Consider the following 14,274-nt stretch of genomic DNA (forward strand, 5'->3'; position numbering starts at 1 on the left):
CCGGGGTGCCCGGACAAGGGCAAGCGTGGTCAGGCGTCGAGCTTCGTAAGTGGCGCGTAGCGGAGCAGCAGTCGCTTCTCGCCGACGCTGAACTTCACCTTGGCCACCGTCTTGTCCCCCGCGCCTTCCAGCGCCAGCACCGTGCCGTTGCCGAAGCTGGTGTGGTTGACCTTGTCGCCCACACTGACGGCCACAATCTCCTTCTGCGGCTGGACCCGGTTCTTGGCGATGGCCGCGGGAACGTCCGCGTTGAAGCCCGCCGAGGTATCGGCGGCCGCGCCGCGGGACGTGCCGGCGCCCCAGAAGGATCCGCCGTAACGGCTGGAACCGATCGACGCGCTGCTGCTCCCCCAGCCGCCGGACTGCCGGCTGGTGCCTTCGCGTTTCCAGTCCAGCAGCTCGGCGGGAATTTCCTCGAGGAACTGGCTGGCCGGGTTGTACTGGCTTTGGCCCCACATGCTGCGGACTTCTGACCGGGTGACGTAGAGGCGCTTGCGCGCGCGGGTCAGGCCCACGTAGGCCAGCCGGCGTTCCTCGGCGAGTTCCTTGGGGTCCGTGGCCGAGCGCTGGTGCGGGAACAGCCCGTGTTCCATGCCGGTCAGGAACACCACCGGGAATTCGAGCCCCTTGGCGGTGTGGAGGGTCATCAGCGTGACCACGCCCAGGCGTTTGGCTTCGGCCACGGCGGCGTCGATGTCCGCGCCGGGGGCGTCCGGGATCTGGTCCGCGTCTGCCACCAGCGACACCTGTTCCAGGAACGCACCCAGGGAACCTTCCGGGTTCTCCTGTTCGTATTCACGTACGACGGCGACGAGTTCCGCCAGGTTCTCCACGCGGGACTCATCCTGTGGATCAGTGCTGGAACGCAGCCCGGCAAGGTAGCCGGTCTGTTCCAGGACAGCCTCCAGCGCAGCGGCGGCACCCGAACCGGAGGCAACCTCTGCGAGATCGTCCAGCAGTTTCACAAACCCGAGGACGGCGTTGACGGAACGGGTGGCCATGCCGGGAGCTTCTTCAGCCCGCCGGGCGGCGGCCATGAACGACATCCGTTCGCGCTCGGCCAGTGCGGCCACGGCACCTTCGGCGCGGTCACCAATGCCGCGCTTGGGTTCGTTGAGCACCCGGCGCAGGTTGACGTCGTCGTCCGGGTTCACCAGAACGCGGAGGTACGCGAGGGCGTCCTTGATTTCCTTGCGGTCGTAGAAGCGGGTGCCGCCCACCACCTTGTACGGCAGGCCTACCCGGACCAGCACATCCTCAATGGAACGGGACTGCGCGTTGGTGCGGTAGAAAATGGCAACATCACCGGGGCGGAGGTTGTCCTCGTCCTGGAGCCGGTCAATCTCCTTGGCAATGAACTGGGCCTCGGCGTGCTCGTTCTCGCCCACATAGCCGATGATCTTGTGGCCCTCGCCCTCGGCGGTCCACAGCCGCTTGTCGGGGCGGTTGGGGTTGCGTGAGATCACGGAGTTGGCCGCGCTGAGGATGTTCTGCGTGGAGCGGTAGTTCTGCTCCAGTTTGATGGTGCGGGCGTCCGGGTAGTCCTTTTCGAACTCCACGATGTTGCGGATGTCGGCGCCGCGGAAGGCGTAGATGGATTGGTCGGAGTCGCCCACGACGGTGAGCTCGGACGCACCGGGGCCCTCACCCACTATCTCGCGGACCAGGGCGTACTGGGCGTGGTTGGTGTCCTGGTACTCGTCCACGAGGACGTGCCGGAACCGCCGCCGGTAGGAATCGGCGAGCGCCGGGAAGGCGCGGAACATGTAGACGGTCTCGGCGATGAGGTCATCGAAGTCCATGGCGTTGGCCTGGCGCAGCCGCTGAGTGTAGCCCTTGAACACGTCAGCCACGGCGGACTCGAAGGGATCGTTGTGGTTCGCGGAGGACGAGAAGGAATCGGCATCGATGAGCTCGTTCTTGAGCGCGGAGATCTTGTGCTGGATGGCCTTGGGCGCGAACTTCTTGGGATCCAGGTCCAGACTCTTGGAGACCTGGATGACCAGCCGCAGCGAGTCCGCGGAGTCGTAGATGGAGAAGTTCGACTTCCGGCCGACGTTGGCGGCCTCCTGGCGCAGGATACGCACGCAGGACGAGTGGAACGTGGAGATCCACATGATCTTGGCGCGTCCACCCACCAGCGCAGCGATACGCTCCCGCATCTCGGCGGCGGCCTTGTTGGTGAACGTGATGGCCAGGATCTCACCGTGATGCGCGCGGTGGGTGGCAATGAGGTACGCGATCCGGTTACTGAGGACGCGGGTCTTTCCCGAGCCGGCGCCGGCCACAATAAGCAGGGCGCCGCCAGCGTGCTTGACGGCCTCCTCCTGCTGCGGGTTAAGCCCCTGCAGGAGTTCCTCGGCGTTGGGCCGGTGGTGGGCCGGCTCGCCGTTGCCGTCATGAGAGGGCTGCTGGTTGGCCCAGCCGCCCGTGCGCTGGGCGCCCTGTTCTGCTGCGTGTTCGGACCCGCTGCCAGGCCCGCCGCCACCGAATTCGGCGGCCGCGGCGAGGCCTTCCGGGCGCGACCTGGTGCGGGCGGAGGCTGGCGTGGCGGCCTTGAACGGTCCGTCAGAGTACGGGTCAAACAACATATCCATGGTGCCTACAAGTCTAGGCGGTGGGGCTGACAGTCAGGTCCAACCCTGTGGATAACACCGTGAGCCCAACCTCGGAAACGCGCAAAAGCGGCCCGGACTCAGGCCACGGAGCCCGACTCGAGGGCGGCACGCAGCTCCCGTACCGCCGTCGTGCCTCCCGCCATAAACCAGTCCAGGCCGTTGATCCGGACCGTGTCCGTGGCACCGCCGGCGGCCCGGACGATTGCCTTGCCGGGCAGCCAGTCCCATTCCGGGCAGCTGTGCTGGAACCAGCATCCCAGCTGGCCATCGGCCACCCGGCCCAGGTCGCAGGACCCGGAGCCGAACATCCGCAGCGCCGCGGCGGAAGTGGCGGCAGCATGCCACGGCATGGCGCAGAGCGGATCCATCAGCCAGGTGGGGTGGATGTAGGTGGCTGCGCCGAGTTCGGCGAGCGCGGTCGCATTGCGCGCGGTGCCGTCCTGGCCGGCCCCCGCGTCCCGGTAGGCGGTCATCACCTCTCCATTCAGCGTGGCCGTGTGGGCCGTGCCGCCGAGCCAGAGTTTGTCCTCCTCGGGCTGGAATATCGCGCCGAGCAGCACATCGGACGAGTCCTTCAGTGCGAGGGCCGAGCACCAGTACGTGGATCCGTGCAGGAAGTTATAGGTGCCATCCACGGGGTCGATCACCCAGGTACGGCCGCTGGTGCCGGCCACCGAAGCGCCTTCCTCCCCCAGGATGCCGTCCTCCGGCCGGCAGCGCTGCAGCTGCCCCAGCACGTAGGCTTCCGCAGCGTGGTCCGCAGCGGTCACCACGTCGGAGATGGAGGTTTTCTGCTGGGACTGCAGCCCGGCCATGCGCATCAGGAGCGCCAGTTGCCCGGCTTCGCGCACCAGCGCGGAGGCCAGCTGATAGTCGTCCAGGGCGGGGTCAAGTTCAAGGGCGCTGTGCCGGCCAGTGGTCATGGACCCAGTTTAGGTGGCGGGATAATGGTGCCATGGCCAAAACCCCAGCGCAGCGGATCAAGAAGCACGGCTCCAAGGCGGCTGTTCCGCAGCACAGCCTCCCGCCGGTCATCAACCCCTCCACCAGACGTTCGCCGCAGAAGGCCCAGAGCAACACCAACCTGATCCTCATCGCGGGAGTCGTGGTCAGCCTTTTCCTGTTCTGGTACGTCCACCTGCTCACGCTCCAGCAGCTCACCCAGCTCTCCGGCGGCCTGGCCATGCCGGATTCCCTGGTGGGCGGTTTTGACGCCGGCTATGTTGGCCAATTGAACGCCGCCATGGACGACGACGCCCGCGGCCAGCTCAACTACGTCCACAAGACTGCCGGCACACTGCTCCCGCTGATCTTCGGCTTCACGTGGCTGCTCCTGATCGGAACCAACGTCGCCAGGAAGACGCTCCGCTGGGCCCTCTGGGCGGTGCCGCTGCTGTTTGTGGTGGTCCGGTTGTGGGGCAATGTCGCCGTCGATGCCGCGCTGGGATCGGAAACGGCCGACGCCGGCCAAGTCGCCTTGGCGTCCGGGCTCACCGTTGCCGGGTGGGTGCTGTTCGTCCTCAGCCTGCTGGCCGGGGCAGCAGCAGTGTTCCTGGGCAAACGGCCGCGCCAGCAGTAGGTTCCCGCCCGTACCTCCGGAGAGTTCTCCCCATACCGTTCCTGCCGGACACCCCGATAGTGTGTCCAGTGCCGGCATCCGATGCCGGGGATCTTAAACATCGGGGGAATCCATGGGGGAATCACGGACGGATCCTGCTCTCAATATCTTTGAGATCAGCGGACTGGCCTGGGCGTCAACTGTCCACAAGGCGGCGGAAGTACTGGCGAACGAGGCGGATGGCGACCTTTCCGCGTACCGGGAGTCGGCCCAGGCCGAGGCCAGCCGCCAACTGGATGCTGAAGACCCCCAGGCCATGGAAGCCGAGCTGCGCCGGGCAGGAATTGTCGACGGGCAGGGCGCCATCACCCGGCAGTGGGTGCTCGCAGTGTGGATTGCGGCGTCTGCTCCCGTGAAGGCCGCGGCGGTGGTCCAAACACAGGAGCTGTCCGTCCACACCGAGATAGGACTCGCCGGCGGGCGGGGCGTTGGAATCACCTATTACCGCAGGATCCGGCACGGTGTGGACGGTGTGGCCGTGACGGAAGTCCGCAACGCGGTCGAAGTTTCCTTCTTCCGCGAGGAAGATGCCTGGGCTGCCATCCGGCGCCATTTGCCCGCGGCCGCGGAACGGCTGGCGGCACCGGATACCGTCATCGAGGAAACCGGTCCTGTCGCCACCCATGCGTTCCATCTTGAGGTGTCCGCTGCGGTGCCCGCTGCGGACCAGGGACATCACTCGGGACATCTCAGTAGAGACGCCTGGGCTCTGGCGGAGCGTAGCTATTCCATTGCTGACCTCAGCCGCGAGTTTGCGTGGCGTGTGCTCGGAGCCCGCGAGTACCTTGCCAGCGCTGCGGAAAAGGCGGCGTGACCATGGCCCTGTACGGAATGGACGTGGAGAGCGGGCGGCGCCTCAGCGAAGAGTTTGCCCGCACCAGTGACCGACTGCTGGCCCTGAGCGGCAGCCTGACTCCGCTGATCACCGGTGCGCCCTGGAATGGTGACGACGGAAAGCGGTTCACGGATGAGTGGATTGGACACCGGCGGCAGCTGATCGGGACTGCCCATGCACTCGCGGCCGCTTCCAAGGCCGTCAAACAGAATGTTGAGGAACAAGTGGCGGCCAGCCGCCGCTTGGAGGCAAGCGCGGCACCCCAAACTACCGGCGGTCCCTCAATCTTTGACCAGCTAATGGACTCCGTAGCCGACGCCACAGAGGACCTGTGGGACACCGCCGGAGAAGTTACGGAGGCTGTCGGGGACACAGTCAGCAACACGTGGCACTACGTCCAGGACATCGCTCCGCTTCCCATCAGGAACATCATGGATGCGCAGGGAAATGTCTTCAGCCAAGCCGGCAACGTCGCGGAGATGGGCTGGCGATGGCTGACGTCGGGCGAACCGCCATCCATCACAGAGCTTGTCTCCAACAGCGTGATGCTGGCAGCTTCCTTGGAGAACCTCAGACAGGCCACTTTCACCCTGGGCTTTTCCAACCCGCACCTGTTCGACGACGGCCGGCCCGTCGCAGGGGATCCCATTCCCGTCGGAGTGGGTAACCCGGAGGACACAGACGACAACGGACGGACGCAGACGCCGGTCCCGGCCACCGTCAGCGCCATCCTGTCAACCACAGACGCGGCCTACAGCGACCCCGGCATGCCCGGTACGCCCGATACAGGCGTCCGGATCACCACAGTTGAGAAGCCAGGCCAGCCGCCCGCGTATATCATCAGCATTCCGGGCACCACCCGGTGGGAGCCGGACGGAGCCGCAAATCCAACGGACCTGACGGGCAACCTTGAGCTGGCCGGCGGCAACCTGTCCACCGCCGCGGAGGCCGTTCGGCTGGCCATGGAACAGGCAGGCATTCCCGAAGGCGCACCGGTGATGCTCTCCGGGCACTCCCAAGGTGGAATGATCGCCGCGGCCCTGGCTTCGGACAGCGGTTTCACAGACCGCTTCAATGTCACCAATGTGGTCACGTTCGGTTCACCCGTGGATTCCACGCCCATCCCGCCGTCCATCGATGTCCTGGCACTGCAGCACGATGGCGACCCCGTTCCGCAGGTGGACCTGGGAGACGCGACCGCGTGGCCGGACGGCACCATCTCCGCCAGCCACGACAACGGCGCCACGATCGTCACCCTGCCCAACCCTGACGTCGACCCGGGGTTTGCCGGGATCGAGTATCACCACGCCAACCGTTACGTGGATTCAGTCAGCCAGCAGGAGGCCGGAGGACCGATTGCCCAGTACAGTCAACAGCAATCAACCCAAAGGTTCCTGACCTCGGACGCCAGCCAAGTCACCTCGACAGTGTCTAACATCTCCCGAAAGCAGTAACAATGCACCGACTCAAAACCGTTGCCGGAGCGCTCACCTTGGCGATGGCCGTCCTTGGCCTCTCAGCCTGCGTCGTGTCAGGCGCTTCGCCGGCTGACCGCCTGAAAAAGGATATGCAGGACGCCGCGATGTCGGTTCCTGGAGTTGAATCGGCCCAGGTCAACGTCAACATGAACACGTCCGGAAACTTCATCAACGTGAAGTTGGTGGGGACCAGCAATGACGAGGCCGCCCTCGCGGAGGTGCTCGGCGAGGCCCTCCCGCCGATGCTGGAGAAAACCGAAGACCTTGAGTCAGGCTCCTTCGCCATCAGCATCTTCTCACCGGACGACGCCGTGTCCGCCGGGGCCGACGCACTCGGCTACTCCGGGGGGAAATCGCTGAGCAACTTCCGCGAATTCTTCGTCAATTAGCCAACCGGCGGGAGGTCAGCGGCTACCCGCAGACGCGACCGAGCGTACTTCCTTCCGGTGCCGGTGGACCCGCTGTGCGATCACCAGACCTGAGGCAGCCACACCCACAGTGACGGGGTAGCCCATCAGCCGTTCCAGGGTGCCCGGTTCCGGAACGTCCATCCCCGTGAGACCGCCGGTCGCCAGCGCAGCGAGCGACACCAGCCCGCAGACCAGGACGAGCCAACCCAGGGGCGTCTGCCGCAGCCACAGGATGCCCAGCACCACGAGGGCCGCCGCGCCGGCGAGGAAATACACCACCGCGCCGATGAAGTGGAAGGCCGAGCCGGCATCCTCCGGCACCAGGCCAACCACCATGGTCCCGGCACCGGCGGCGCCGGTCAGGATCCGAACGCAGACCGCAGCCAGCCAAGGCTTCCGGCGCCCAGGCTGGACCCGGGCCCCTGCCCTGGCGGCGACACACAGCAGCCCCGATCCCAGCAGCAGCGCACCGAGCAGCATCCCCAGCCCCTGGACCACAAACGAGGCGTTCATCAGCCAATGTAGCGGCGAACACACGTCCCGCCCGTCGTAGATCCCGCAATTAACGGCGCCCAGGTCGCTGATGTAGCCGGTCCGGCGGTCATAGGGCAGCGGACCCGCCCACGCCCCGATCACGGCCGTTTCCGCCACAAAATACTGCAGGACACTCAGCACGGACCAGGCGCCGATGTACTGGCGAGTGGAGGCGGTGTCCGGGAGGTAGGCCACGGCGGGAGCGGATGTCGGGGCTGATCTCATGCCAAGAGCGTAGTACGGCCTCCCACCTTGTATGCTTGTATCCGTGTCCGGACGGACCGGCCCTGCCGGACCAGCGGACATGCGCCCTCGTAGCTCAGTGGATAGAGCACGGCTCTCCTAAAGCCGGTGTCGTTGGTTCGATTCCAATCGAGGGCACTTGAATCTTCCGTCACCGGAGTTTGACCTCCGCGCCTACCTGCTCGGCCCCTCGCCGGCCAGGAACCTCTCCATTCAGGGAAGCTGGGCCGTTGAACGGCAGCTGCTGGACCGGTCAACGGGCACCCACGGAACCTTTGCCGGCGTCGTACGTTTTTCCCCTACGGACGACGGCGGCCTGGCCTTCCGTGAAGAAGGCACCATGCGCTGGCCCACCTTTACCGGCCCTGCCTCGCGTGAATACGTCCTGAAACCCGCTGACCGGCCCGACGCCCTGGACGTATTTTTTGCCGACGGGCGGCCCTTCCACCGGATGAGTTTCACGCCGGAGGCCAGCCAGGACCGGCACTGGTGCGATCCCGATACGTACCGCGTGGCCTACAACTACGAAGGCCCTGACACGTTCAGTTACACGTGGGATGTGACCGGCCCGCGCAAGGACCTGCTGCTGACGTCCGCCCTGAAGCGTCAGGTCTGAAGCGGCTGGTCTGAACAGGCTAGGCTCGGTACCGTGAAAGCCCGCATTGTTGTCTCCGCCGTCTGTGTCTTCGACGACGCCGGCCGGCTCCTGACCTTCCGCAAGCGCGGCACCAGCATGTTTATGCACCCCGGCGGCAAGCCAGAAGCCGGTGAAACCGCCGTCCACGCCGCTGCGCGGGAACTTCAGGAGGAAGTGGGGATCGTGGTGGATCCGCGCGAGCTGGAGCTGATGGGCGTCTGGATCGCCGACGCCGCCAACGAGGCGGCCACGGACATTGAAGCCACCGTGTTTACGGCACCGGGAACCTGGACGGCGCACCCGTCAGCTGAAATCGCCGAAATCCGCTGGCTGGACCTGGCTGCGCTGGACCGCGGCGCGCCGCCGCCCGCGGACCTCGCCCCGCTGCTGACGGACCACATCCTGCCGGAACTGGCCGCGCTGCGCCGCTGAGGGGTGGGTCTAGTACTCCGGAACGGCTTCCGCTGCTACGGCCGAGGCCTCGGCGAACTGCGTCTGGTAGAGCTCGGCGTACCGGCCGTCGGCGGCCAGCAGTTCCGTGTGGTTCCCGCGCTCCACGATCCGCCCGTCCTCCACCACCAGGATGACGTCGGCGGCACGGATGGTGGACAGCCGGTGGGCAATCACGACGGCGGTGCGCCCCTCGAGCGCGGCGCCCAGGGCCGCCTGCACGGCGGCTTCGTTCGTGGAGTCGAGGGCGGCGGTGGCCTCGTCGAGGATGACCACCCGGGGCTGGGAAATCAGCAGCCGGGCGATGGTGAGGCGCTGGCGTTCACCGCCTGAGAGCCGGTAACCGCGCTCCCCCACTACAGTGTCCAGGCCGTCTGGCAGGGACCGGATCATGGTTTCCAGGCGGGCCTGCCGGATGGCGTCCCACATGTCCTCTTCGGTGGCGTCCGGCCGGGCAAGCCGGAGGTTGGAAGCGATGGATTCGTGGAAGAGGTGTCCGTCCTGGGTGACCATCCCCAGTGTGTCCCGCAGGGAATCGAAGGTGGCGTCCCGGACGTCCAGCCCCGAGCCGGGTAGGGTGCCGCCGAGCCGCACGGCGCCGGAATCGACGTCGTACAGCCGGGAAAGCAGCTGCGCGATGGTGGACTTTCCGGCACCGGAGGAACCCACCAGGGCGACGGTCTGCCCGGGTTCCACCCGGAAACTGATGCCATGCAGCACCTCTTCGCCGCCGCGGGTGTCCAGCGTGGACACTTCCTCGAGCGAGGCCAGCGAGACCTTGTCCGCCGAGGGGTAGGCGAAGCGAACGTCGTCAAACTCCACCGAAACGTTTCCCGGCGGGATGGCCACGGCGTCGGGCTTCTGCTGGATCAGGGGCTTGAGGTCCAGGATCTCGAAAACCCGCTCGAAGCTGACCAGGGCACTCATGATTTCCACGCGGGCATTGGACAGGGCGGTGAGCGGGGCGTAAAGGCGGGTCAGCAGCAGTGCCAGCACCACCACGTCACCCGCGGCGAGCTGCCCGCCAATGGCCAGCCAGCCGCCCAGGCCGTAGACCAGGGCCAAGGCGAGTGCGGACACCAGCGTCAGCGCGGTGACGAAGGTGAACTGCAGCATGGCCGTTCGGACGCCGATGTCCCGGACGCGGCCGGCCCGGACAGCGAACTCGCGGGATTCCTCGTCCGGGCGGCCGAAGAGCTTGACGAGCGTGGCGCCCGGAGCGGAGAAGCGCTCGGTCATCTGGGTGCCCATGGCCGCGTTGTGGTTTGCCGCCTCACGGCGCAGGTCCGCAAGCTTGGAGCCCATCCGGCGGGCAGGGATCAGGAAGATCGGCAGCAGGATCATGGCGAGCACGGTGACCTGCCAGGACGTCCCGAGCATCACGATCAGCGTCAGGATCAGTGCCACCACGTTGCTGACCACGCCGGACAGCGTGCCGGCGAAGGCGGACTGCGCGCCGATGACGTCGTTGTTCAGGCGGCTGACCAGTGCGCCGGTGCGGGTGCGGGTGAAGAACGCGATGGGCATCTTCTGCACATGGTCAAAGACCCTGGTGCGCAGGTCCACGATCACGCCTTCGCCGATGTTGGACGAAAGCCAGCGGCTCACCAGTCCCAGGCCGGCTTCGGCAACGGCCACCACGGCGATCAGCAGCGCCAGCCGGATCACTTCGTCTGTACCCGCCTTGGCCACGATGGCATCAACCACCTGGCCGGCCAGCACGGGCGTGGCCACGGCCAGGAACGCCATCACAATGGACAGCGCCACAAACGCGATCAGCTTTGTCCGGTGCGGGCGGGCGAAGCCCAGGACCCGTTTCAGGGTGGCCTTGGAGAAGGGCTGGGAGCCGTTCTTGGCCCGGGAGATGTTGTACAGGGAGTGCCAGGCGACGCCATCCATGCTCATCGCTGTTGCTCCGTTGCGTCTGCCATCAGTTCAGTTACCGTTCCGTTGTCCACATTCCACCGGACATCCAGCCGCACGTTCTCGAGCAGCCTCCTGTCATGGGTTACTAACAGCAAAGCGCCCTCATAACTTCCCAGCGCCTCTTCCAGCTGCTCGATGGCGGGCAGGTCCAGGTGGTTGGTGGGTTCGTCCAGGACCAGCAGATTCACCCCGCGGGCCTGCAGCAGCGCCAGCGCGGCGCGGGTGCGTTCGCCCGGCGACAGGGAATCAACGGGGCGGGTGGTGTGGTCCGCCTTCAGCCCGAACTTGGCCAGCAGCGTGCGGACCTCCGCGGCCGTCAGGTCCGTGAGGACGGCTTCGACGGCGTCGGCAAGGTTGAGGTGGCCGGCCAGCAGTCCGCGGGCCTGGTCAATTTCGCCGATGGCCACCGAGGCGCCCATGGCGGCGTTGCCGGCGTCGGGCGCCTGTACGCCCAGGAGCAGGCGCAGCAGCGTCGACTTGCCGGCTCCGTTGGGGCCGGTGATGCCGATCCGCTCCCCCGCGTTGAGCTGCAGGTTCACCGGGCCCAGCGTGAAGCTTCCCTGCTTCACGACGGCGTCACGCAAGGTGGCCACCACCGCACTGGACCGGGGCGCCTGGCCAATGGTGAACTGCAGCTGCCATTCCTTCCGCGGCTCCTCCACCACGTCCAGCCGGGCAATCCGGGATTCCATCTGCCGGACCTTCTGGGCCTGCTTTTCCGATGACTCGGTGCTGGCGGCCCGGCGGATCTTGTCATTGTCCGGGCTTTTCTTCATGGCGTTCCGCACGCCCTGGGAGCTCCACTCGCGCTGGGTCCGGGCACGGGAGACCAGGTCTGCCTTGGTGGACGCGAACTCCTCGAACTTTTCCCTCGCGTGGCGCCGCGCCACCGCGCGCTCCTCCAGGAAGGCCTCATAGCCGCCGTCGTAGACCGCCACGGAATTCTGCGCCAGATCCAGTTCCACGATGGTGGTCACGCAGCGGGCCAGGAACTCGCGGTCATGGGACACCAGCACCACACCGCCGCGCAGTCCCTGCACAAACGCTTCCAGTTTGGCCAGGCCGGCCAGGTCAAGGTCGTTGGTGGGCTCGTCCAGCAGCACAACGTCGAACCGGCTGAGCAGGAGCGCCGCGAGGGCCACGCGGGCGGCCTGGCCGCCGGAGAGCCCGGTCATAGGGGCGTCCGCGCCGGTGTCCAGCCCGAGGTCGGCAAGAACGGGCGGGATGCGTTCGTCGAGGTCTGCCGCGCCTGAAGCCATCCAGCGGTCAAAGGCCAGCGAGTAGGCGTCATCGGCGCCCGGTGCGCCGGAGCCCAACGCCTCGGCGGTGGACTCCATCTCCATGGTGGCTTGGGCGCAGCCGGTCCGGCGGGCGATGTAGCCGGCCACAGTCTCCCCGGCCACGCGCTCGTGTTCCTGAGGCAGCCAACCTACAAAGGCATCGGAGGGGGCGAGGCTGACGCTGCCGCCTTGGGGCTGGTCCACACCGGCCAGGAGGCGCAGCAGGGTGGACTTGCCGGCGCCGTTGGCGCCCACCACACCTACCACGTCGCCGGGGGCCACCGTGAGGGAAAGTTTGTCGAACAGCGTCCGGTGGTCGTGGCCGCCGGAAAGATCTTTGGCAACAAGGGTTGCAGTCATAGGTTGGTCCATCCTCTCGCCGCCGCCCGGCCGGAGGAGCCCGCCTGAATCGGCCCGAAACTGCGGTGAATCCGCAATGTGCCGCCCCGAAAAGTGCCGGGGCACTAAAGAGCCCGCCGGTCCGGACTTGGGGGGTGTACGGACCAACGGGCTCGACCATCAAGCATAGTCGACTCAGCACGCCGCACCAAACTGCCTCCGAAAGGTCAGGCTAAAATCAAAAGGCAATCATCCGTTCAGCAGAGAGCCGATATGCCAATTCCTGCCAAAGCGTTCCAGCGCTGGCTGCACGGCATCGCCCCCAACACGAGCACGTCCGATATCTGCCGCGTCTCCGGCATCAAGCGGACCACCCTTGCCCAGCAGCTTGTCCGGGGCAAGGTGGCAGAGACTACGGTGGTGAGCATCAGCCGGGCGTACAACGTCAATCCCGTTTCGGCGCTGGCGGCGTTCGACGCCTACAGCCAGCTCACGGACACGCGCCCGCCCAGCAGGTCCGAACTGGTCAGCCAGATCTCCACCCCGGACCTCCTGCGGGCAGTTTTGGCCCGTTCCGCCGCGGACCCAGGCGGCGTGCCGGCGGCTGCCGCGCCGGCCGGTTCGTCCGTGTTGGAGCCGGCCCCGCACGCCACCTCGGTCAAGAACTGGGTGGAGGCCATCGACGACGGCGAGCTGCGGCACCGGGTCTCCGCCGCCACCGGAATCGCTCCGCAGAACTATTCGGCACAACTGAGCGCAAACCGGCTGGCTCCGGAGCTGGCGGTTGCCACCTCCCTTGCCGCCGGCGTCGCCCCGGCCAGCGGCCTCGTGGCCACCGGGCTGGTCACGGAGGCGGAGGCCGGCTGGCCTCCCGGAGCCCGGCAGGCCGCCCTGGACAGCCTGTCCGACGGCGAGCTGACCACCTTGGCCGGTGACCGGCTGCAGACTCTCGGCAGGGCCCTCCGCCGGCAGGAACATGACCACGAGAAAACCGAAAAGATCTGGGAGAACCTGGGATGATCGAAATCCTCCAGTGGTCCACGCTGACTGTCTGCGGCCTGGTGGCCGTCGCGAGGGTTCCCAGTGCCGTGAGGGGGAGGAACCGGACACTCTTCTACATCTTTGCGCTGATGACGCTCGCCATCCTGCTCAGCATCCAGGCACCGTACCTTGCCATCGACCAGGCGCTCGGCGGTGTTAATGTGGCCAACCTCCTGCTCCGCTTTGTCATCTTCGCCGCTATTTTCTTCGTGGGCATCCGCGTCACCCGGGGCTTTGGGGCCGACGACGCCTACCGGCTGCTAGCCGGACGGATCGGAATGGCTGTGCTGGGCCTGACCTCGCTGATGGTGGTGGTTGTGTTCCTGATGATGGACACGGCGGGGTCCTCCGCGGGCATGGGCTCGGTGTCAGCCAAGGACGCCCGGCACGGACTGCTGGCTGAGTACTACGGTGCCGCAGGCCGCGCCTACCCTGCGTACGTTTCGCTGGTCCTGCTGCCTGCCATGGTGCGGGCCTGCCGGAGCACTTTTCCGCTCTTGGTCCGGGTAGCGGCATTCCTGCTTGCCCTCGGAGCGGTTGCCATTGGCGCGAGCCTGTTGTTCCCGGCGCTCCCACCGGCGTTGAATTCAGTGGAGTTTGTCATCAACTACACAGCCGTCCTATGTTTTGTCATCGGCCTGGCGCTGATCTGGGTAGCCAAGCTGCGGTCCGGGCAGAATGAGCCGAGACAAAAGACTTCTACTGCAAAGTAGCCTTCAGACTTTCACAAAATCATTAGACATGGCACAATCATGAATGTGTGAAGTTGGGTGCCGGTGTTCGCGAACGGGGATAGATTCCTGGACGCTGGGCCCGTTGAGTCTTTGCATTCTTTGGGGGGATGAGTGGTGGCGGGCCGTTGGGG

General features: G+C 66.4%; 13 protein-coding genes and 1 tRNA gene. 9 read left to right on the forward strand and 5 right to left on the reverse strand.

Features of this window, described 5'->3' with window-relative positions:
* Positions 1 to 29: 29 nt before the first annotated feature.
* Together pcrA and AU252_RS06085 are read right to left on the reverse strand one after the other, a co-directional pair.
* Complete coding sequence (pcrA, locus tag AU252_RS06080) at positions 30 to 2,591, reverse strand: DNA helicase PcrA (RefSeq protein ID WP_430929481.1); 2,562 nt, start codon at positions 2,589 to 2,591, stop codon at positions 30 to 32.
* A 104-nt stretch (positions 2,592 to 2,695) separates the two neighbouring features.
* The gene (locus AU252_RS06085) at positions 2,696 to 3,541 is read right to left on the reverse strand and encodes an inositol monophosphatase family protein (RefSeq protein WP_058929956.1); all 846 of its coding nucleotides are present in this window, start codon (positions 3,539 to 3,541) and stop codon (positions 2,696 to 2,698) included.
* 32 nt (positions 3,542 to 3,573) lie between these two features.
* On the opposite strand from AU252_RS06085, the gene AU252_RS06090 reads away from it, so the two are divergent.
* From AU252_RS06090 to AU252_RS06105, 4 genes are all read left to right on the forward strand, one after another.
* Positions 3,574 to 4,197 carry a hypothetical protein gene (locus AU252_RS06090; protein ID WP_058929957.1) on the forward strand — a complete coding sequence of 208 codons (624 nt, stop codon included), beginning with the start codon at positions 3,574 to 3,576 and terminating at the stop codon, positions 4,195 to 4,197.
* Positions 4,198 to 4,309: 112 nt separating this feature from the next.
* Positions 4,310 to 5,050 (forward strand): hypothetical protein, encoded by a 741-nt coding sequence (locus AU252_RS06095; RefSeq protein ID WP_058929958.1) that lies wholly within the window; start codon positions 4,310 to 4,312, stop codon positions 5,048 to 5,050.
* A 2-nt stretch (positions 5,051 to 5,052) separates the two neighbouring features.
* Positions 5,053 to 6,525 (forward strand): hypothetical protein, encoded by a 1,473-nt coding sequence (locus AU252_RS06100; protein ID WP_157768942.1) that lies wholly within the window; start codon positions 5,053 to 5,055, stop codon positions 6,523 to 6,525.
* A gap of 2 nt (positions 6,526 to 6,527) precedes the next feature.
* Positions 6,528 to 6,938 (forward strand): hypothetical protein, encoded by a 411-nt coding sequence (locus tag AU252_RS06105; protein ID WP_058929960.1) that lies wholly within the window; start codon positions 6,528 to 6,530, stop codon positions 6,936 to 6,938.
* 15 nt (positions 6,939 to 6,953) lie between these two features.
* Here the strand turns inward: AU252_RS06105 and AU252_RS06110 are convergent, their stop codons facing one another.
* Complete coding sequence (locus AU252_RS06110) at positions 6,954 to 7,718, reverse strand: DUF998 domain-containing protein (protein ID WP_058929961.1); 765 nt, start codon at positions 7,716 to 7,718, stop codon at positions 6,954 to 6,956.
* Between the two features lie 83 nt (positions 7,719 to 7,801).
* On the opposite strand from AU252_RS06110, the gene AU252_RS06115 reads away from it, so the two are divergent.
* The 3 genes from AU252_RS06115 to AU252_RS06125 all read left to right on the forward strand — a co-directional run bounded on the left by AU252_RS06115 (position 7,802) and on the right by AU252_RS06125 (position 8,805).
* Positions 7,802 to 7,874, forward strand: a tRNA-Arg gene (locus tag AU252_RS06115).
* 1 nt (position 7,875) lies between these two features.
* A complete protein-coding gene (locus AU252_RS06120) occupies positions 7,876 to 8,352 on the forward strand; it encodes a DUF6314 family protein (RefSeq protein WP_205630643.1) in 477 nt (158 codons plus the stop codon).
* Positions 8,353 to 8,385: 33 nt separating this feature from the next.
* Positions 8,386 to 8,805 carry an NUDIX hydrolase gene (locus AU252_RS06125; RefSeq protein WP_058929962.1) on the forward strand — a complete coding sequence of 140 codons (420 nt, stop codon included), beginning with the start codon at positions 8,386 to 8,388 and terminating at the stop codon, positions 8,803 to 8,805.
* 9 nt (positions 8,806 to 8,814) lie between these two features.
* On the opposite strand, the gene AU252_RS06130 is transcribed toward AU252_RS06125, so the two are convergent.
* Entirely contained in the window at positions 8,815 to 10,728 is a 1,914-nt protein-coding gene (locus AU252_RS06130; protein ID WP_058929963.1) for an ABC transporter ATP-binding protein, read from the reverse strand.
* Positions 10,725 to 12,389 (reverse strand): ribosomal protection-like ABC-F family protein, encoded by a 1,665-nt coding sequence (abc-f, locus tag AU252_RS06135; protein WP_058929964.1) that lies wholly within the window; start codon positions 12,387 to 12,389, stop codon positions 10,725 to 10,727. The genes AU252_RS06130 and abc-f overlap by 4 nt, the downstream gene beginning before the upstream one ends.
* Before the next feature lie 252 nt (positions 12,390 to 12,641).
* On the opposite strand from abc-f, the gene AU252_RS06140 reads away from it, so the two are divergent.
* The gene (locus AU252_RS06140; protein ID WP_058929965.1) at positions 12,642 to 13,388 is read left to right on the forward strand and encodes a hypothetical protein; all 747 of its coding nucleotides are present in this window, start codon (positions 12,642 to 12,644) and stop codon (positions 13,386 to 13,388) included.
* Positions 13,385 to 14,122 carry a hypothetical protein gene (locus AU252_RS06145; protein ID WP_058929966.1) on the forward strand — a complete coding sequence of 246 codons (738 nt, stop codon included), beginning with the start codon at positions 13,385 to 13,387 and terminating at the stop codon, positions 14,120 to 14,122. The genes AU252_RS06140 and AU252_RS06145 overlap by 4 nt, the downstream gene beginning before the upstream one ends.
* Positions 14,123 to 14,274 lie beyond the last annotated feature (152 nt).

This window comes from Pseudarthrobacter sulfonivorans, from assembly GCF_001484605.1.
In the GTDB taxonomy this organism is placed as follows: Bacteria; Actinomycetota; Actinomycetes; order Actinomycetales; family Micrococcaceae; genus Arthrobacter; species Arthrobacter sulfonivorans_A.

What these genes read in the sequence shown, in the direction of transcription:
- pcrA (WP_430929481.1), bottom strand. Translation starts at nt 2,591, where the DNA reads ATGTTGTTTGACCCGTACTCTGACGGACCGTTCAAGGCCGCCACGCCA.
- AU252_RS06085 (WP_058929956.1), bottom strand. Translation starts at nt 3,541, where the DNA reads ATGACCACTGGCCGGCACAGCGCCCTTGAACTTGACCCCGCCCTGGAC.
- AU252_RS06100 (WP_157768942.1), top strand. Translation starts at nt 5,053, where the DNA reads ATGGCCCTGTACGGAATGGACGTGGAGAGCGGGCGGCGCCTCAGCGAA.
- abc-f (WP_058929964.1), bottom strand. Translation starts at nt 12,389, where the DNA reads ATGACTGCAACCCTTGTTGCCAAAGATCTTTCCGGCGGCCACGACCAC.
- AU252_RS06110 (WP_058929961.1), bottom strand. Translation starts at nt 7,718, where the DNA reads ATGAGATCAGCCCCGACATCCGCTCCCGCCGTGGCCTACCTCCCGGAC.
- AU252_RS06145 (WP_058929966.1), top strand. Translation starts at nt 13,385, where the DNA reads ATGATCGAAATCCTCCAGTGGTCCACGCTGACTGTCTGCGGCCTGGTG.
- AU252_RS06130 (WP_058929963.1), bottom strand. Translation starts at nt 10,728, where the DNA reads ATGAGCATGGATGGCGTCGCCTGGCACTCCCTGTACAACATCTCCCGG.
- AU252_RS06090 (WP_058929957.1), top strand. Translation starts at nt 3,574, where the DNA reads ATGGCCAAAACCCCAGCGCAGCGGATCAAGAAGCACGGCTCCAAGGCG.
- AU252_RS06105 (WP_058929960.1), top strand. Translation starts at nt 6,528, where the DNA reads ATGCACCGACTCAAAACCGTTGCCGGAGCGCTCACCTTGGCGATGGCC.
- AU252_RS06095 (WP_058929958.1), top strand. Translation starts at nt 4,310, where the DNA reads ATGGGGGAATCACGGACGGATCCTGCTCTCAATATCTTTGAGATCAGC.
- AU252_RS06140 (WP_058929965.1), top strand. Translation starts at nt 12,642, where the DNA reads ATGCCAATTCCTGCCAAAGCGTTCCAGCGCTGGCTGCACGGCATCGCC.